Origin of the sequence: Vibrio sinus (assembly GCF_023634645.1) — a bacterium.
GTDB classification, from domain to species: Bacteria; Pseudomonadota; Gammaproteobacteria; order Enterobacterales; family Vibrionaceae; genus Vibrio; species Vibrio sinus.
On the sequence record NZ_JAMKMR010000007.1, the window covers coordinates 135869 to 154116 of the forward strand.

Consider the following 18248-nt stretch of genomic DNA (forward strand, 5'->3'; position numbering starts at 1 on the left):
ATAAGAATGCAATCAATTTTGCCAACAAGATACTATCTTTAATCGAATCTTTACAGAGCCAAGATTGAAACCTCACTATACCCAATAGGTTAATGCGATTGGAATAACAGCGATGGTCATCACTGTAGACACCAAAATGACACTCGCAACACTCGAGGCATCTTCTTTTCGATAGATGGAGACCCACAAATAAGCACTCGCCGCCACAGGCATTAAGCCTTCTAAAATAAACACGCCACGGGCGACACCTTCGAAGCCAAAAATTGGTAGTGATATCCATGTGATAAATACGGCGGCAATCAAGTGATAGAGTGCCAAATTGGTTCCTAGCACCATATTGCCAAGCTTCATTGTTGAGATGCTATACCCCAATGTCAGCAACATAAGTGGTATAGCTAAACCACTCAATATATCCAGACCAGATGCAATGGGTTTTGGGAAGTGCGTTTTTGTTAATAGCATAACTATGGAGATGACAACGGAATAAATAACAGGGCTGGTCAAAAGCTGTTTTAAACTGAAGGTTCCAGAGCTAATCCAGCGTCCTATAGTGAAGTTGAAAACCGTGACTGCGACAACGAATGCAAGGCCATAAATGAGCCCTTGTGGGCCATAAACTAGCGCGCATACTGGCAAACCAATATTTCCGACATTGCTTAAACTAAGCGGAGACAGGTAGGTTCGAAAAGACAACTTGGTGGATTTCAATAAAAGTGCAGTCAATATGATAAAAATAAAAATCACCCAGACTCCAGACAATAGCATTTTAAAAAATATATCTAAGTCAACTTTTTGACCCACTAGATGAGCAAGTATAAGAGAGGGATAGCCAACGTTTGCTAGCAAACTGGTGACGAATTTTACATCAAAAGGTTTGTTGAATTTACCAAGCAGGAAGCCAACTAATATACATAACAAAACGGGAAAGATAATGTTTATAACGTGATGGAATATTTGCTCCATATGACACCTTAGCTAGCTGGGGGAGTTGATGATTTGTACCGAAATATAATAAGTGGGCACTAATTTAGGCTAAGGTGAATTGCGTTCTATATCCAGCGGTTTTTCATTACATATATTTTAGAATTACTTACAAATAGTCAATGGGTGAGATAAATATAAAAACGCACGTAAAAGGTCACTCGCATGAAACTTAACTTAATTATTTAAAATATAATAGCTTTTATTGCTGTGATGAAATGGTCTTTCGACGTCAAATTTTTACTCAGGATATTTTTTGTTAGAACTAATACCTAATAAGGCGCATGGCATTAAACCCAAATCTGCTCTGAATCTCAGCCAATAACGACAAAACCCCATATACGGGGTTTTGTCGTTATTGGCTGGTAAATGGAAATCTTAAGTGCGGAATTTGGACATGTGCTCGGCAATACTCTTACTTAGCTCTAGCACTTTTTGTGAATTGTTGCTGTTTTCAACAGCGCCCGCGGATACTTCGTTTGACGCATCGGAGGCTTCCACAATGGCTTGGCTAATTTCTTCTACCGCCATTCTTTGCTCTTCGGTTGCATGAGAAATTTGTCCACTACGTTCGGAAATATGGTTAATAAGTTCTTGGACCTCTTTTACTGAGTGTTGTGAATCTGCTACTTTTTCAGCGGTGTTTTCTAGCATGGTGGCGATTCGTGTTAGCTCGTCTTCAACGGACTTGGTCGCTTGATCCAGAGCTTGAATATTTTTCTGGATTTGCTCGGTTGATTCACTAGTCTTGACGGCTAGGTTTCGCACTTCATCTGCTACCACTGCGAAGCCGCGCCCTTGTTCTCCAGCACGTGCCGCTTCGATGGCAGCATTGAGGGCAAGTAGGTTGGTTTGTTCTGAAATATCATTAATCACATTTAAGACGGTAGTGATTTTTTGCCCTTCTTCAATCAGTTTATGCATCTCGGCATTAACGTGATTCATTTCTTCACGCATGTTGAAGATTTCTTGTGATGAGGACTCGATTGTCGAATTGACACCATTGGTTAGCGTTGCCGCTTCGCTGGCTTGAGAAGCCGTATCTGATGCTGTATCGGCGACCACCACAACGGATTGGTTCAACTCTGTTGCAGCGGCGGCTACGGTAGAGAGCTGATGTTTTTGGTTATCAAGCTTATCTGCATTATCTCTAGCGGTTGCGCCATTTTGACTCGCTTTGTCCTCAAGTGTGTGTGAGGCGCCGGTAACATCAACCACGATGGCTCGCAAAGACTCGGTGAACTTATTAATACTTTTGGTGATGGCATCAAATTCTTTGTATTTCGCTTGTTGAATTTTGTTGGATAAGTCGCCTTCGCCAGAAGATAGGGCCTCAATACGTTCGGTGAGCTGTTGTAAGGGTTTGAGCACGGTAAAGGTTAAAACAGTAATGATAACGACGCTAATGATGACCACCAGTACCACCAACTCGATAATATTGAGCCTTAATGAGCTGGCTAGCTTGGCATCTAACACATTGGTGTTGTAATACACAACAACGCTACCCACGTCGTTTTTCTCTTCGTATTCGACGAATATCAGCTTGTCTGTCACGGACTTGTTTTCATCAAGAGAAGACGTATCTGTAATGTCGATGATTTTGGCCTCTTCGCCATCTTCACCATTTTGCTGGCCAAGAAATAGTACTTGGCTACCTTGATTATCGAGCACTTGAACGGCCGAGATGTCCGGGGTATTGAGCTCAGCCGAAATGGTGGAACGAGCGGTGTCTAAATCAAAATCCCACATGAGCCTAGGTAGGCTCATACTCAAGCGCTGCGTCGAGTTACTCACAGTTTGATTGAGCTCTGTTTGTAGGTTGTCCTTAAAGCTCTGATATTTGATAAAGGCCGAAATAAGCAATACCACTGCCACGGCAGCGATTACTTGGACCAGGAAAATAACCTTTAAGCTCTTCAAACCAGACTCCTTGTCGTTCAAAATAGGCCTATAGATAAAATAGCTTTAGGTTGTACTTTATTCAAATTCCCCTCGGTTTTAAGGGGGAATTCATTGCACTTGTTCAGTGCGAGAGAAAGTCAGTCTATGGGGTTAATTTCATATAGTTAAGGGAAGCAGAATGAGCGTTTTGGTTGAGGCCTCCGGCGTATCAAAGCAGTACAAACATTCATCTAATCATGAAGAGTGGGCGATAAAAAATGTTAACTTTCAGCTTCATGCTGGCCAGGTTATGGGACTGTTGGGCCACAATGGTGCGGGTAAATCGACGCTCATTCACAGCCTTCTTGGCGCGCAGTATTACCAAGGTGATATCAAGATAATGGGGATGGAGCCACTGTCAAAACGGGCAGAGGTAATGAAGTCGTTAGCCTACATTTCTGATGGTAGCCACTTGCCTAACTGGATGACCGTACAGCAGATATTAAAGTATACGTCTGGCGTTAATCCCAGTTTTAAGATTGGGAATGCTAAGCGCCTTTTAGCGGATACCAAAGTAACATTGAAAAGCAAGGTGGGTGCGTTATCTAAAGGAATGAAGGTACAACTGCATTTAGCCATCATTCTTTCCACCGATGTTCGTATACTTGTGCTGGATGAGCCAACATTAGGTCTAGATCTTATGTATCGAGATGTCTTCTATCGGCAACTGCTTCATTGGTTCCAGCAGTCTGAAAAAGCGTTGATCATCGCCAGCCATGAAGTGGATGAAATCGAATCACTATTAACGGACGTATTGATTTTAAAAAATGGTCAAGTTGTGCTTAGCGAGCCTATGTCGGATTTAAAGCACAAATATGCGGTCATCGATGTGGCTAACGAGTACTCTGCGCAGATAGAGCAAGCGCTCAACCCCATCTATTCGAGGCCGCATCTAGCTCACACTGAATGGGTCATCGAGTCAAACAAGCTCGCTCACTTTGAGCCTATCTTGGCGAAGCGGGATGCGGTTTTGTCCGATATCTTTCTCGCTTTCCAACAAGGAGTAACACAATGAAAACCACGCTGCATATGTTGGAGAAAGAGTGGTTAGAAGATAGGATGGTCGTTATTGCGCCATTAGTTTTGTTTGTCTGCGCTGCGCTCATTGCGGTGGCAATGTTATCTAACTCCGATCACTTCTCGTATCAATTTAGCTATACCAGTAATGGGTCTATGGCCACTTTTCCTGGCTTTGAATTGAGTTTAACCAATATGTTAATTGCTATTGCTGGTGTCGTTTCGATTGCTATGTCGAGCACTTACTTTCCAAAAACCTTACTAAGAGAAAGGCAAGAAGGAAGTTGGATGTTTTGGCGCAGCATGCCAGTGACTGACTTGCATCGGCATTTAATCAAACTGCTTTTTGGGTTGTTGGTGATTCCATTCATGTGTTCTTTGTTTGTGCTCGCGGCGGAAGTGCTTTTTTGGTTAGTTAAAGTGTTTTCTAATCAAGGTTATGGTATCTTGTTGGGGCCGCTGTCATTTTCGCACATTGTGCTTGGTTGGTTTGAATTTCTGGCCAGAATGATATTGGTTGCCATTGCTTTACTACCAATGGCGGCAATATCGCTTGCGGTATCACAAAAGACTCGCTCTCCTATTATCACGATGTTTGTCGGGATTTATGTGGTCAAACTCATGCCGATCATTTTGTTTGGTTATTATGGAGTAAGCCAATTTGTCAGCACAGTCATTGACCTTTCTTCCGAAGCTTTGTTGGATGCAAACCCGTTAAGCGGTTTTTTGCACGCTAACTTGATGTACTTGGTTTTGTATTTTGCTCTGGGCGCAATAGGGTTGGTTGCCAGTTTACGTTACAGTAAAACCATACAGTAACCGTATGTACTGGTACTAAAAGGGAGAGATTCATAGAACCTCTCCCTTTGAATATGGCTAGTTGAGAAATTTTCAGAGCACGATTACTTCATAAACCAGGATATAAAGACTACCACACCAAAGGTAAAAGTAACGAAAAGTGCCACTTTGCCGCCACCAGCTGTATAGCTGCCTTCTAACTGCACTCGCTCTTGGATCGAGACAAAATCGGGTTGGCGTAGCTTGACTACCATTGCAAGTGGGCCCCACACGGCTAAGAAAACCAAGACCATTCCCGCGTAACTCAGCATACCAACAAATTGGTGCGCGAACAGTTTGGTTAGCACAAGGGGCAAGATAAAGGTCAGTGCATACGATAGTAAGGTGTTGCTAGACACCGCATCTTTATTTTGGTCATACAGCGCCATAGAAACGCCCAAAAATGAGGTAACTAAAGCTAGCGCTGAGAATATAGAGCTGACTTCCTTAATAAACGGCTTGTTTTCGCTGAATGAAGAAATTAGCTCTGAAATGGAGTGAAACTGGCTAACAGCATGAACACCTAAGTTACCAATGATGGCAAATAGCCAAGCGAGGTAGCATACCAAAGGAATTAACCCACCTAGCAGAACCATATTACGAATTTGCTTGGGTGTTGCGCCCTCGTTGTATTTGACCAGAGAAGGGATTACGACCATTGAACCGAAACTGGTGAAGATTACCGCACTATATTTGACGACATCATGAAAAGAGTAGTGGCTTGCTTGGTCGATATAATTTAGGTGGATATCACTCGACAGATAGCCGATCACAATAAACAGCATGAGCACCATAACAATGAACAGCGCACGATTTAGCTTGTCGATGTGTTTTGTGCCAGAAGCCACGACGGCGCCCATTACTAGGCAAAATGCTGTGTAGCTTATGGTGGGTGAAGCGTTTAAGCCAAGTCCCGACAATATTTTGTTAGATAGGTCTCCAACCCCCAAAAGATAAGCAATCATGAGACAAATGAGCAGTAAATAGAAAAGCGCGTTAATAAAATGCTTAAACTTTGAACCAAGGGTGAGATAAGCAATGGTGCTCATTCCACAATGCCCTTTAGTTTTGGTACACGCTTCTGCAAGTAGCAAAGCAGAGTAAGTGGTGCCTGAAAAAATAAACAGCATCAACAGTGCACTGGCATAAAAGCCAAATTGGGATAACACCATAGGAATGGCCAACATTCCCGCGCCTAGGGCAGTTCCTGCAAGTATCAGGGAGCTGCCAAACAGTCTCATATTCAAAGTTAACTCCGTATTTTCGGTATACTGGTCGGTTTCGTCAAAAGTGAGCTTTTTAACAAAAAGTCATCTCGAGTACAATGAATTCTGCATCTTGAAGTAATTTGGGTATTCCAGCCACCCTTTTCCTTAATCTCGGGTTTTAGCATTGGTCGAAATTCTGCACCTTGAACAGGCTAGGGTATACAATAAGGAGAGAACTTGCTTGCAGATACGAACATCAATTCGAAGGTGGGTATTTCTTGAGTTCTGTCTCAGTTGGTAGCAGAATGAGGAAAAAATTTTCAGGAGTGACGATGGAGCTTTCCGATATTCGCCGCGAGTATACCCGAGGCGGCCTGCGCAGAAAGGATTTACAGACCGACCCCATTGACCAGTTCGATGTTTGGATGCAGCAAGCTATTGCAGCAAAGCTTATCGATCCGACAGCGATGACCGTGGCGACGGTCGACTCAACTGGGCAGCCTTTTCAACGTATTGTGCTACTAAAAGACGTCAGTAAAGATGGCTTTGTCTTCTACACAAATTTAGGAAGTCGTAAGGCAAAGCACATTGAGGAAAATAGTAAAGTGAGTATTCACTTTCCTTGGAATCCAATAGAAAGGCAGGTTCATATTACCGGTACGGCTGAGAAGCTGACAGCAATGGAAAATATGAAGTACTTTGCGTCTCGACCCAAAGAAAGCCAGATCGCTGCTATCGCCAGTAAGCAAAGTAGTCGCATTTCAGCTCGAGGTATACTGGAAGGTAAGTTTCTAGAGCTGAAGAAAAAATTTGAAAAAGGTGAGGTGCCGATACCCAGCTTTTGGGGGGGCTATCGAGTACGTCACGACAGCGTCGAATTTTGGCAGGGCGGAGAAAATCGATTGCATGACAGATTTTTATACATCAAAGAAGGTGAAAACTGGGAGATAGAGCGCCTAGCACCGTAGGAATCAATACAACAATGCCGCTATGTGATGTAGCGGCATTGTTGTATCTGCAAAAATAACAGGACTAATTAATTTCTCGAACCACTCGAAAGCCAACATAGTTTGCGGCGGCTGACGGTGCAATAAACAGCCTTTGATAAGCTTCTGCCATAGCTGGAGAGAAATTCCACGCGCCGCCTTTGGCTAAGCCTCGGTTATCGGTCGTCCACTGCCAAACGTTGCCAACCATGTCATATAGCCCAAGTGGGTTTGAAGCAAATGCACTAACGGGGGAGGTGCTTTTATTCGACCAAGGTGTGCCGCCCCAGCCCGTATTGGCTTTTCCTGGCTCGAACTTGTTGCCCCACCAATAATTGTCATGGCTACCTGCCAGAGCGGCTATTTCCCACTCATCTTCCGAAGGTAGACGGTATTTAAAGCCCGTTTCATTACTTAGCCACCGAGCATACGCATTGGCGTCATTACGACTGACACAAACTACAGGGGAGTTAGGGTACTGTTTAAAACCAGGGTCTCGCCAATAGCTTTTCGCAATCGGGGTAATTTCCGCGCCTTCAACGGTGGTACAGGTATTTTTAAGCTCTGCGTCAGTTTGGTAATTGGTCTTGTTAATGAAGTTTTCAAATTGCGTGACCGTAACAGGCGTCGCACCAATTGCGTAAGCATGATCAAGGTTGACTTGTTTCGATGCATTTTCTCCAACCAGATATTCACCTGATAAAATGGTCACGACATCTGGGGCTTTCGTTTTCCCTTTAAGCGCATCGGCGAACTCATTTCCAGCAACGAGCCTGTTTTCTTTTTCTCTTAATACCGCGCGGAGGTTATGATCTGAGTGTATTTTAAGCTCCCTATGGAATGAGCGGAAGCCGTCTTTTTGTACGGTGATCATATGTTCGCCAACTGGCACCATGATTTCCACAGGTGTGCTACCGTAAGAGACGCCATCGACAAAGACTTGGTCGTTATATTGATTCGAGCGAATGGATAGGCTCACCCAAGCCACTTCTTGTTGATTACCAGGCTTATTTGCATAGGTTCCCGGTGCAAAACAGTATTTTGACTCTAAGCCCAATAACTTACATGAGGTGCTCTCCGCAGGTCTGGCGTCCAATTCAACTTGCATTACTGCTTTGAAGCGCATGCCATCATAAAAACCAGAGCTGAGAGTTTTATGGCGTAGTACATGGATATTGAGAGATACGTTGTTGATGTTTCGCTTCACTAAGTTTGCTTCGGCGGCTTGTGAGACTAGGTTTTTTTGAAATTGTTTCACCGCTTTTTGTAAGGCGAGCTCTTCTGTTTGGTTTGTACACTGGGCAATCGTCATGTTTGATTGACAAACATTGGTAAAGCTAACTTTTTCCTGGCGCGTTTGACTGAGCTCGGCTTTCAACCTTTGTACGCGCGCGCGTTTTTTGTCTTCAAGCAAACTTGTAATACTGTCTTCAATTTTTCTTACATTCGCCTGAGCTTGGTCATAGGTAAACTTGACCTCTTGTGCTTTTTGTTCTGCTTCCAATCGAGCTTTTTGATTTTGTTTAACACTGGACCAGGCTGCCTGGTAGGCGTTTTGGGTTTGGCTAATGTCTATATCAGGATCGTTTATCATCCTTGAATAGTCTTGCTCAAGGCTCTGCTTGGCTTTGGCAAGATCAGAGTCGTACTCCTGCGCTTCACGCGAGAGTTTATCTAGCTGCTCTTGCTGCAAGTCTAATTGTTGTTTTTGTTTGTCTCTAGCATCTTGCGCTTTTTCTAGAGCAGTATTCTTACTAAATAGTGCATCATCGATAGCGATAACTGAGGAGGGCGTTCCTTCTGCCATTGCTGACGATGCTATCCAGCAAGGTGTTAGAGCCAAAATTAAAGCTGTTAAACCTTGTCGCATTGTCTTTCTACTTCAGTCAGTAATAAATAATCTCAAGTGAAAACACCACTTTATCTTATTAAATCTTATGATATAAATAGACAAAATGGTGTTTAAACTGCATCTTTGTGAATCTCTACAAAAAAATAGACCTTGCCTCACTACATTTGATTGGTTTTTCACCAGCCAATTCTGCGTATTGCATCAACTTTGTTTACTTGGCCTAAGCTTAACCCAGACGGTGTCGCGGCCACGGATATTGATGGTTTGGTTATAAGTTTCGTAACCATCTTTAGAGACTGTGACTTGATGGCGTCCAGTTGGTAATACAAGCTCTACGGGCGTACTGCCGTAGTCGATACCGTTGATGGTGACTGAGTCGTTGTACTGATCGGAGCGCACCGTTACGTTCGCCCAACTTTTATTTTTATCGCCAGCTTTTTTCGCCGCTTCACCTTTTAAGCAATATCGACTAGATACATTGAGTAGTTTACAAGCCGCGACCGCTTCGGGTTTGGCTTGTAGCTGGGCTTGCATTTGTGTGAAGTACTCATTGTTACCTTCAAACCCAGCTCGGAGGATTTGGCTTTCCTGCACATGAATATTGAGTTGGACACCTTTCACATTTTGCTTCGCAATGACCGATTCGGTTAAGTTGTCCATGAGCTCGGAGCGAAAGGATTTGACCGCTTTTTGTTTCGCCAAATGCTTACCCTGGCTAGAACACTCCGCTAAGGTCATAGTGGTTGAGCAGGTGGTTTTATAACTGGTTTCTAGAACCGAACTTTCTCTAAGTTCAGAAGCGAGCCTTTTTACTCGGGCTTCAACGCGTTCTTCTTCTAAGTTGGAAAACTCGGTATTGAGACGTGCTTGTTTTTGCTTGATTTGCGAAAGCTTCATCTCATTTTCTGTGATCGCTTGATCATTTTCTAACTTGGAGTTTTGGTTGGCTTTGACTGCAGACCATGCTTGTTGGTATTTCTTTTGAAAAGACACGAGATCAGTATCGGGGTCTTCCAACAGGCGACTGTATTGCTTATCCAAGGCTGATTTGGCTCTATTACGTTTCGCATTCAGCTCGTCACCATTTCGCTTCAGCTTGGCCTGTTCATTTTTAAGTTGCTGAAGTTCACTGGATTCTTTGTCAAACTCTGATGCTATCGTGTCTATCTCAGCTTGTTTATTGCTGAGTTTCTTGTCGATTTCAGTAACAGGATCAACCTGGTTTACTTCTTCTGCGTATACTGATGTCGAGAGCCATATAGGGCTGAGCGCAAGTAACAGCGCTGGGATGCGACGTATTATCATAGGTCCCTGCATACAAATTAACGTGTTAACCCACATATAGAAAATATGACCCCTTCGTTACCAACCAACATCAACCTAGAAGAAATATTTTCCTGTCCATTGTGTTCTAAAACTTACTAGCACTAATTCACTAAGTAAATGACTTGTAAAATTTTAGAGTCGTGCATTATCTATTTTGAGCAGATTGTTAAATTATGCAAGTCGATAATTTTAATCTGGTTGCAATATCAGCATTCGAATACACATTGACCGTAATTAATGTGCACTTGATCATTGTTCCGCAGGTTGAAATGAGCCTGAAGTAGGAGGGGTTCATCGAGTCATATGTGTTGGTATGTGTATGCGCGTTTTGCGATATTTTGGACTATTGATGAGTTACTGTATGATGCCTAGGGCATTCTTTTTCTGGCATAGATTAATGGGGCTGGAATCCATGATGATAGGTGTAATGTAAATGTCTGTAGATAAACCATTAGTTTCATATTCAGCTGATGTGAATTTTCGCCCAGCCGAATTGGTGACTCTGCCTTCTTACATGGATTGCCATGAACACGAGTATACTCAAGTCGTTATTGGTCTGAATGGTCAGGCAGAATTTGAAGTGGAAGGGGCAGGTAGCATGATTGGCCCCGGGCAAGGATGTATCGTTTCCAGTGGCCTTGATCATGCTTTCGGTAGCCTTTCTCAGCGTTCCGATATATTAGTGGTTAATCTCACTAAGCCCAGCGCAGATGACCCCATCAGTTTAAGTAAATTCCACGAACTTTCAGGCTCAGATGTGTATTTCAATCTGGACCCAAGGATTGGTCAACTGATTCAAGGGTTAGTTAAAGAGTTAGAGTCTTGCCCTGAGGATCTCTACCTGAGCCGTGCGTGTTGTAACACAGTCATTGCACTATTGCTTAGCCAGCCCTCTCGATTCGCCCTCCCAGCGAAAGAGTCTCGATTAGATCTTAATATCATCGACAATTACATCGATCAGCACCTTGGCAACAAGATTAGCGTCGCGCAGTTAGCAGGTTGCGTGTATTTAGCTGGTAGCCAGTTCCATCATCTGTTCAAAGAAAAGTTGGGCATCACTCCTCATCAATATGTGTTAGCCAAGCGTGTTGAAAAAGCGAAACAACTCATGAAAGACAGTCCATTATCGCTTGGGCAGATTGCCGAGCTTACCGGGTTTTCAGGTCAATCGGCGTTCAGCCATAGCTTTGCCAACTTGACTGGTATGTCTCCATCTCAATATCGTAAAACACACACAGTGTGAGCAAACTCTATACTTTATAGCTAGGCTGCAGCAAAACGCGCGTTCTGTATTTATTTGCTTCAATGTGACCTTGCCGTCATCTTGTTACTGACCGGAGTTTTTGACAAATTCTACGGAGAAAATCACAAGTAAAAGCCAGTAGCACGAAATAAACTCCAGCCAATGTGAAAATCCCGAGCATGAACAATCTGATATTGAGGATTACCAATGTTTACTGCAACAGATGTATTAAAGACAGAGTTCGTTGAGCAACCTTTGAGCGAACTATGGAAGAACATTTCGCCATTGTATATGGTGGACGAGTCAACGTGGTTGGAGCAATTGTTACCACTGGCAAAGCCTAGTGATATAGAAAAATCGCAAATTGAACGCAAAACCACGCAGTTGATTGAGACAGTGCGCGCAGATAATAAAGCGATTCAAATGATCGATGCGTTGCTGCTGGAGTACAGCCTAGATACCCAAGAAGGTATCTTGTTGATGTGTCTTGCTGAAGCGCTCATGCGCGTACCGGATACCGCGACCGCCGATGCTCTGATTAAAGACAAACTCAGTGTGGCTGATTGGAAGTCTCACCTGAAAAGTTCTGATTCTGTGTTCGTCAATGCTTCGACCTGGGGGTTGATGCTAACGGGTAAAGTCATTGGTTTATCGGGTGAAACTAAGAGCCCGACTCAAGCAGTGAATCGCTTAGTCAATAAACTGTCTGAGCCTGTTGTGCGTAAAGTGATGCATCAGGCGATGAAAGTCATGGGGCACCAGTTTGTTTTGGGCCGAACCATTGAAGAAGCGCAGAAAAATGGCCGGTCCATGCGAGACAAAGGTTTTACCTATTCTTACGATATGTTGGGTGAAGCCGCGCTCACCAGCGCAGACGCCAATAAGTATTTCAAAGACTACCTTGTTGCGATAGAAGCGGTGGGCCGTGAGAAATATGCGCAAGATAAGAGCCCTGCCCCTTCTGTATCAATCAAATTGTCGGCGCTGCATCCAAGATATGAAGTCGCTAATCAAGAGCGTGTACTGACGGAGTTGTATGATACGGTCATGCAATTACTGCAACGTGCGAAAGAGCTAGACGTTGCTATCACGATTGATGCTGAAGAAGCCGATCGACTTGAATTGTCGCTGAAGCTTTTCGAAAAAATTTACCGTAGCGATAACGTTAAAGGCTGGGGTAAATTTGGTCTTGTTGTACAAGCATACTCCAAGCGAGCGCTGCCTGTATTGGTATGGTTAAATGGCCTGGCGAAAGAGCAAGGTGATCTCATTCCACTTCGCTTAGTGAAGGGCGCGTATTGGGATAGCGAGATCAAATGGTCTCAGCAAGCGGGATACGACAACTATCCGGTTTATACACGTAAAGAAGCGACCGATGTTGCCTATTTAGCTTGTGCGCGTTTCTTATTGAGTGATTCGGTTCGAGGTAATATCTTCCCTCAATTTGCCAGTCACAATGCGCATACGGTGACTGCCATTGCCGTCATGGCTCAGCATAAAGATTACGAATTTCAGCGTTTGCATGGTATGGGCGAAGCCCTGTACAACCATGCGATGGATTCTTATCAGCAGTCCGTCCGTATTTATGCACCAGTAGGTAGCCATAAAGACTTATTGCCATATTTGGTTCGTCGATTGCTTGAAAATGGCGCGAACAGCTCATTTGTTCACCGCCTCGTTGATGCGAGCTGCCCAATCAGCACTTTGACTCGTCATCCCGTCGATATGCTGCTGGAGTTTGATACCTTACATAACGCCAGTATTCCGCTTCCACCACAGGTTTTTCCAGATCGAAAAAATTCATTGGGCGTCAATATTGATATCGACAGCGAAGCCGAGCCATTTGAGCAGCAAGTTGAATCTTTCTTGAACAAGCAATGGAAAGCGGCACCTATCATCAATGGTCACTCGTGTTACGAAAGCATGATCAAGGATGGTTCATCAATAGAATCCGTGACCGCACCTTATGACCGCCGAATTGAAGTTGGAAGCGTGGCATTTGCAAGCCTTGATCATGTTTCCCAAGCCATGAAGGAAGCCGCGGATGCGTATCCAAGTTGGAGTAAGCAAAACCTAGCTTATCGCACTGACTTGGTGAACAAGCTTGCCGATTTGCTCGAAGACAATCTCGCCGAGTTTGTTGCTATTTGCCATCAAGAGGCAGGTAAAACAATTCATGACAGTATTGACGAAGTCAGGGAAGCGGTGGATTTTTGTCGATATTACGCCAATACAGCTCTGGCGTTGGGGCCAACAGAAATTGTTGGTTTTGACGGTGTGGAATGCCAATCTGAGCGAGTCGGTCGAGGCGTCTTTGTTTGTATTAGCCCTTGGAACTTCCCACTGGCGATTTTCTTAGGTCAAGTGGTCGCTGCATTGGTATCGGGTAACACAGTAGTGGCAAAACCGGCTGAGCAGACGAGTTTGATTGCGATGAAAGCGGCAGAGTTAATGCAACAAGCTGGTTTCCCTGAAGGTGTTATGCAGCTGCTTCCTGGTCGAGGCAAAGATATCGGTGAAGCGCTGACATCCAATGAAAATGTGGCAGGTGTCGCCTTTACTGGGTCTACCTTAACCGCTCAGCGCATCAACCAAGCATTGGCAGCTCGTGAAAGCGCTCCCGTGCCGTTAATCGCAGAAACGGGCGGACAAAATGCCATGATAGTGGATAGTACCGCACTACCTGAGCAAGTCGTACGAGACGTTCTGCGATCAGCCTTTGCGTCTGCAGGCCAAAGATGTTCAGCATTGCGTGTTCTTTTTGTCCAAGAAGACATCGCCGACAGAATAGTCAGTCTAATTAAAGGAGCTATGAGCGAGCTTAAAGTAGGCAAACCGTATTTGCATAGCACGGACCTAGGACCTGTCATTGATAGCAACGCGAAGAGCAAGTTGCTCAAGCATATTGATGAAATGACTCGCAACCAGAAATTGGTCGCACAATTGGATTTGCACGCCGATTGCCAACATGGGGATTTTGTACCACCAACGGCATTTGAAATCGACGATATCTCACGTCTGACAGAAGAGCATTTTGGACCGATTTTGCATATTGTTCGCTATAAGGCAAAACAACTGGCAGACATTGTTGAGAAGATAAACCAAACAGGTTATGGCTTGACCATGGGCATACATAGTCGTAATGAGACCACTTATCGCTGGATTGAGAAAAACGCAAGAGTGGGTAACTGTTATATCAACCGTGACCAAGTTGGTGCAGTCGTCGGGGTGCAGCCTTTTGGTGGCCAGGGTCTGTCTGGAACAGGGCCAAAAGCAGGCGGTCCGCACTATCTTTATCGTTTTACTCAAGTTCAGTTTTCTTAGCAGCGTAAGTAAGGAGAAACTACCATGACACATCAAGTAACCTGCTTTTCAGATGCTTACGCAGCCTGGGAACATTGGGATAGCACGTCATTTGATTATAAAAGTGAGCGCTTACTATCCATTATTGGCAACATGGACAAAGATATGAGTCATTTGTCTATGGTGGTGAGTTATCATTTAGCTCACGCTAAATCTCTGTTGTCGAATGTAAAGAGTCTTGTTGGCCCAACGGGAGAGACTAATGAGCTTTATACCAGTGGCCGAGGAGTAGCGCTGATCATTCAGGACGATAAAACCACGCAAGCGCAGCAAGCGGTATTGGCGTTGGTATCGGCTGCAACAATTGCTGGAAATAGTGTGATTGTTTGTAGTGATGACACAGAATTCACCAAGCAGTTGAGTCAGGCATTCGTTTCGCTGCCGACGGGTCTTGTTCAGTGCGTTTCATTTGACGCTTACCATCAACTTCTCGAATCCGATGTGAGAAGTGTTGGCTATGTCGGTAACACAGCGGTCGAGCAGTCGATTAATCGTCAGTTGGCAAATCGAAATGGTTGTATAGTGGGTTTAGTATCGAGCGTTGACTCTAACAGAGCGCTTGCTTTGGATACTCATCTGTGCCTACGCTTCATCACTGAGAAAACGAGAACGATAAACGTCACTGCCGTTGGCGGAAATGCAACCTTGTTGGAGTTAGGAAGTGAGAGTCACTAGTTTCTTATTATGCAATGAAACCATGTGCTCATTGGCTATTTGAGCTAGCTAGCAATTATGAAAAAATTAATTGTCGATTCATAATTGAGACTAGCTTGAGATCCATGCGATAAGCTCTGTATAATACAGAGCTTTTTTATTGAGCGACTCGTATCAATTATAGGCTAACTTTGTGTAAATTTTGATGTTGATCACAAAATTATGATAAAGTTTGCGCTATATGTTTCATTCTGCTCATATTGAGCTATGTATCAGTTAAACGACCGTTTTTTTGGAGGACAAAAAAAATGCCAAAAGCTTACTGCCATTGCTGTCGCAGGGAGACCCCTCATAAAGTAGTAATGAAACGCAGTCAGCCTGTAGATGGCTCGGTCTTTCAAACAGTACATAATTTAGTGACCGTTATTTTTCAAGGTGGTCACTACGTTAAAATGGAAAAACAAAGTTACTGTCGAGTGTGTAACAGCCGTACTGAGCTAACTGATGCAGACTTCTCTAACGCGAAAGTGAGTTAACCACTCAAATTAGGTTAAAAGCTATTCGCTTCCCACCTACTGATTTGATTCAGAAGCCAACCTTTGGCTATTATTTCTATCATTAAACTGAATGAGTTAGCTGTTTATGGCCTTAGATAGAATCGATCGCGAAATATTACGAGCTCTTCAGCTCAAAGGGCGATTGTCAGTCGTTGAACTTGCCAAGCAGGTCAACTTAACCAATTCACCATGTTCAGATCGAGTAAAGCGTTTAGAGAAAGAAGGGTATATCAAAGGTTATCATGCCGAGCTTGATCCGGAGAAACTTGGCTTAGATGTTCAGGTTTTTATTCACATTCGCCTCGATCAATCCAGCTTTTCTATTTTTGAAAAATTTGCGGCGGCCGTAGCTTTAATGCCTGAAATAGAAGAATGTTATTCGCTTTCGGGGGACTTCGATACCATGATAAAAATCAGGGTCAAGGACATGAAAGCTTATCGAGCATTTATGTCAGGCAAGTTAGGTACGTTGCCTGGTGTCATCCAGACTCGAAGTGAAGTGGTTATTGAAGAGCACAAACAAAGTTTCGGCGTCAATCCAGATCAATTGGCAAACCTCTAGTTGTGTATGCTGAGTCAAAAGGAAAGCCTTAGCCGCTTTCCTTTTTTGAGTTAAAGTTTACGTGGCAACCAAAGCTGAAATGATGCCGATGAGGCCTCCAAATACGCCTCCCCAAACGACCAGCCAACCCAAGTGATTCTTGATCATTTTTTGTACCATTTCTTTGACCATTTTGGGCGTCAGTTCGTTCAAGCGTTGATCAATGATGTTTTCAATGTTGGTGGTAATTTCTCCCATCATTGCAGGCGTTTCGAACTGTTGTTTAATGGCATCTTTTACTGAGTCACTTTGACTGATTTCAATCACGGATTGTTGCATCTTCTCAACGAATGGCTGCTTGAGTGGTTCTAGCGCTTCTTGTCCACCCACCATTGCCAGCATGCCACCAAATTGCGAGTTGGCAATCACATCGACAAGTGAGTCAAACGCTGGGTTAAAATCGACTTTTTCGATAATAGGCTCTAGGTTAATAGCTTTGCCTCCAGCCATCTCCTTGGATAGAAAGCGATCAATGTTCTCTGATGTAAAAAATTGCTCCATCATCAACGCTTTTATTGCGGCCTTAAATTCGTTAAACCTCGCAGGTATGACACCCGAGCCATACAGTCCTGGTACTTTTTCAAACAGCATATGGATGGCAAGCCAATTGGTTATCGCACCTGAAAAAGCAAACAGACCCGCATATAGGACTAAGTGATTGTTAATTAGATAGCCTACGACTAATAACACCAAGGTAGTGACGTTGGTGATCAAACTTTTATTCATATCGTTGTTGAGGTTTGTTCAAAGTGGCTTGATTTTATGAAATTTCGGCTACTTTTAAAACATAAATCAAGTACTCAAGAAGAGCATCTACATTGGATAGAGTGGGTTTACTTACTGAATTTCTCTCGACACCTCCTTTATTTTAATACGATGTCACTGTATGAGCAGAGTTGTAGTCTAACGTCTACAACTTGGCGGACTAGTGTGATACATTCCACGGGCTTTAGTACATAACTTGTTGGAATATAAAATGATAAATATTAAAGAATTTACGTCAATTGGTAGCGACGAAAGAGGAGATACCAAGAGCTTTTCTGTGAAAGATTACGGTCAATTTGTCTACCTCACTCGTAAAGCAGGCTGTTTAAGTGGTAACACATATCACCAAGGCTTGAATAAAGGGACGAACTTAAAGACATTTGTGCTGGTACAGGGTGAAATTACCATCAACTACCGCAAAGTCGATACCACAGAAGTTCACACACAAGTGGTGCCATCACCTGCGGTTATTGAAGTGTCTCCGAATGTCGTACACAACGTAATGGCAAATACCGATATTGTTATTTTGGAAAACAACTCTATCGATGATATCAAAGCGGACGTTATTCGCGAGCAAGTCTAAGCGTATCTACACTATTGACGAGTGACCTATGATTACTGTTATTGCTAAATTTCATATTAAACCTGAACATCTTGACGATCTCTATCATGAGTTTGTTGAACTGACTCGTTACAGCCGCAGCGTTGCTGGCTGTCATCGATATGACTTTTATCAAGAAGCGAATGCCCCTGAGACTTTCGTTTTGATTGAAGAGTGGGAAAGCGAGCAGATCGTTTACCAACACGTTGAGTCTGATGTTGTCCAAAAGGTCAGAGAAAAAATAACGCTTGCATCAGCAGCTGAGCCTGAAGTTACGATACTTAACCCAGTGGTTATTGCATAACATTTCGGGTAT

16 protein-coding genes are annotated in these 18248 nt (G+C 43.6%); 10 read left to right on the plus strand and 6 right to left on the minus strand.

The features are described 5' to 3' along the window. Nucleotides 1-75: 75 nt before the first annotated feature. Together M9194_RS09670 and M9194_RS09675 are read right to left on the minus strand one after the other, a co-directional pair. Nucleotides 76-963, minus strand: a complete 888-nt coding sequence (locus tag M9194_RS09670) for an AEC family transporter (protein ID WP_250612428.1) — start codon at nucleotides 961-963, stop codon at nucleotides 76-78. 396 nt (nucleotides 964-1359) lie between these two features. After that, nucleotides 1360-2901, minus strand: a complete 1542-nt coding sequence (locus M9194_RS09675) for a methyl-accepting chemotaxis protein (RefSeq protein WP_250612429.1) — start codon at nucleotides 2899-2901, stop codon at nucleotides 1360-1362. Between the two features lie 160 nt (nucleotides 2902-3061). Between M9194_RS09675 and M9194_RS09680 the strand changes: the two genes are divergently transcribed. After that, complete coding sequence (locus M9194_RS09680; RefSeq protein WP_250612430.1) at nucleotides 3062-3937, plus strand: ABC transporter ATP-binding protein; 876 nt, start codon at nucleotides 3062-3064, stop codon at nucleotides 3935-3937. Next, on the plus strand, nucleotides 3934-4758 hold the full coding sequence (locus M9194_RS09685; RefSeq protein WP_250612431.1) for a hypothetical protein: 825 nt from the start codon (nucleotides 3934-3936) through the stop codon (nucleotides 4756-4758). Before M9194_RS09680 ends, M9194_RS09685 begins: the two co-directional genes overlap by 4 nt. Before the next feature lie 83 nt (nucleotides 4759-4841). On the opposite strand, the gene M9194_RS09690 is transcribed toward M9194_RS09685, so the two are convergent. Continuing rightward, nucleotides 4842-6017 carry an amino acid permease gene (locus tag M9194_RS09690; protein ID WP_250612432.1) on the minus strand — a complete coding sequence of 392 codons (1176 nt, stop codon included), beginning with the start codon at nucleotides 6015-6017 and terminating at the stop codon, nucleotides 4842-4844. Nucleotides 6018-6316: 299 nt separating this feature from the next. Here M9194_RS09690 and pdxH point away from each other — a divergent pair, with 299 nt between their 5' ends. Further along, nucleotides 6317-6952: a pyridoxamine 5'-phosphate oxidase gene (gene pdxH, locus M9194_RS09695; RefSeq protein ID WP_250612513.1), complete on the plus strand. Its 636-nt coding sequence runs from the start codon at nucleotides 6317-6319 to the stop codon at nucleotides 6950-6952. Between the two features lie 64 nt (nucleotides 6953-7016). On the opposite strand, the gene M9194_RS09700 is transcribed toward pdxH, so the two are convergent. Both M9194_RS09700 and M9194_RS09705 read right to left on the minus strand, forming a co-directional pair. Then, on the minus strand, nucleotides 7017-8840 hold the full coding sequence (locus M9194_RS09700; protein ID WP_250612433.1) for an SUMF1/EgtB/PvdO family nonheme iron enzyme: 1824 nt from the start codon (nucleotides 8838-8840) through the stop codon (nucleotides 7017-7019). 183 nt (nucleotides 8841-9023) lie between these two features. Continuing rightward, nucleotides 9024-10127, minus strand: a complete 1104-nt coding sequence (locus tag M9194_RS09705) for a PEGA domain-containing protein (protein WP_250612434.1) — start codon at nucleotides 10125-10127, stop codon at nucleotides 9024-9026. A 454-nt stretch (nucleotides 10128-10581) separates the two neighbouring features. Between M9194_RS09705 and M9194_RS09710 the strand changes: the two genes are divergently transcribed. The 5 genes from M9194_RS09710 (at nucleotide 10582) to M9194_RS09730 (ending at nucleotide 16527) form a co-directional block, all read left to right on the plus strand. Then, a complete protein-coding gene (locus M9194_RS09710) occupies nucleotides 10582-11391 on the plus strand; it encodes a helix-turn-helix domain-containing protein (protein ID WP_250612435.1) in 810 nt (269 codons plus the stop codon). Between the two features lie 207 nt (nucleotides 11392-11598). Next, nucleotides 11599-14715, plus strand: coding sequence for a bifunctional proline dehydrogenase/L-glutamate gamma-semialdehyde dehydrogenase PutA (putA, locus tag M9194_RS09715; RefSeq protein WP_250612436.1), 3117 nt, complete (start codon nucleotides 11599-11601; stop codon nucleotides 14713-14715). A 24-nt stretch (nucleotides 14716-14739) separates the two neighbouring features. Then, a complete protein-coding gene (locus M9194_RS09720; protein WP_250612437.1) occupies nucleotides 14740-15429 on the plus strand; it encodes a 1-pyrroline-5-carboxylate dehydrogenase in 690 nt (229 codons plus the stop codon). Between the two features lie 287 nt (nucleotides 15430-15716). Next, entirely contained in the window at nucleotides 15717-15944 is a 228-nt protein-coding gene (locus M9194_RS09725; RefSeq protein WP_250612438.1) for a hypothetical protein, read from the plus strand. A 106-nt stretch (nucleotides 15945-16050) separates the two neighbouring features. Further along, a complete protein-coding gene (locus M9194_RS09730) occupies nucleotides 16051-16527 on the plus strand; it encodes an Lrp/AsnC family transcriptional regulator (RefSeq protein ID WP_250612439.1) in 477 nt (158 codons plus the stop codon). A 57-nt stretch (nucleotides 16528-16584) separates the two neighbouring features. Here the strand turns inward: M9194_RS09730 and M9194_RS09735 are convergent, their stop codons facing one another. Then, on the minus strand, nucleotides 16585-17292 hold the full coding sequence (locus M9194_RS09735) for a DUF445 domain-containing protein (RefSeq protein WP_250612440.1): 708 nt from the start codon (nucleotides 17290-17292) through the stop codon (nucleotides 16585-16587). A gap of 250 nt (nucleotides 17293-17542) precedes the next feature. On the opposite strand from M9194_RS09735, the gene M9194_RS09740 reads away from it, so the two are divergent. Further along, nucleotides 17543-17914: a polysaccharide biosynthesis C-terminal domain-containing protein gene (locus M9194_RS09740; RefSeq protein ID WP_250612441.1), complete on the plus strand. Its 372-nt coding sequence runs from the start codon at nucleotides 17543-17545 to the stop codon at nucleotides 17912-17914. Between the two features lie 28 nt (nucleotides 17915-17942). Continuing rightward, complete coding sequence (locus M9194_RS09745; RefSeq protein ID WP_250612442.1) at nucleotides 17943-18236, plus strand: putative quinol monooxygenase; 294 nt, start codon at nucleotides 17943-17945, stop codon at nucleotides 18234-18236. Nucleotides 18237-18248: the final 12 nt, after the last annotated feature.

Bases quoted from the DNA above. Each gene is read 5' to 3' on its own strand.
- M9194_RS09670 (WP_250612428.1), bottom strand. From the start codon at position 963: ATGGAGCAAATATTCCATCACGTTATAAACATTATCTTTCCCGTTTTG.
- M9194_RS09680 (WP_250612430.1), top strand. From the start codon at position 3,062: ATGAGCGTTTTGGTTGAGGCCTCCGGCGTATCAAAGCAGTACAAACAT.
- M9194_RS09685 (WP_250612431.1), top strand. From the start codon at position 3,934: ATGAAAACCACGCTGCATATGTTGGAGAAAGAGTGGTTAGAAGATAGG.
- M9194_RS09690 (WP_250612432.1), bottom strand. From the start codon at position 6,017: ATGAGACTGTTTGGCAGCTCCCTGATACTTGCAGGAACTGCCCTAGGC.
- pdxH (WP_250612513.1), top strand. From the start codon at position 6,317: ATGGAGCTTTCCGATATTCGCCGCGAGTATACCCGAGGCGGCCTGCGC.
- M9194_RS09700 (WP_250612433.1), bottom strand. From the start codon at position 8,840: ATGCGACAAGGTTTAACAGCTTTAATTTTGGCTCTAACACCTTGCTGG.
- M9194_RS09705 (WP_250612434.1), bottom strand. From the start codon at position 10,127: ATGATAATACGTCGCATCCCAGCGCTGTTACTTGCGCTCAGCCCTATA.
- M9194_RS09710 (WP_250612435.1), top strand. From the start codon at position 10,582: ATGTCTGTAGATAAACCATTAGTTTCATATTCAGCTGATGTGAATTTT.
- putA (WP_250612436.1), top strand. From the start codon at position 11,599: ATGTTTACTGCAACAGATGTATTAAAGACAGAGTTCGTTGAGCAACCT.
- M9194_RS09720 (WP_250612437.1), top strand. From the start codon at position 14,740: ATGACACATCAAGTAACCTGCTTTTCAGATGCTTACGCAGCCTGGGAA.
- M9194_RS09725 (WP_250612438.1), top strand. From the start codon at position 15,717: ATGCCAAAAGCTTACTGCCATTGCTGTCGCAGGGAGACCCCTCATAAA.
- M9194_RS09730 (WP_250612439.1), top strand. From the start codon at position 16,051: ATGGCCTTAGATAGAATCGATCGCGAAATATTACGAGCTCTTCAGCTC.
- M9194_RS09735 (WP_250612440.1), bottom strand. From the start codon at position 17,292: ATGAATAAAAGTTTGATCACCAACGTCACTACCTTGGTGTTATTAGTC.
- M9194_RS09740 (WP_250612441.1), top strand. From the start codon at position 17,543: ATGATAAATATTAAAGAATTTACGTCAATTGGTAGCGACGAAAGAGGA.
- M9194_RS09745 (WP_250612442.1), top strand. From the start codon at position 17,943: ATGATTACTGTTATTGCTAAATTTCATATTAAACCTGAACATCTTGAC.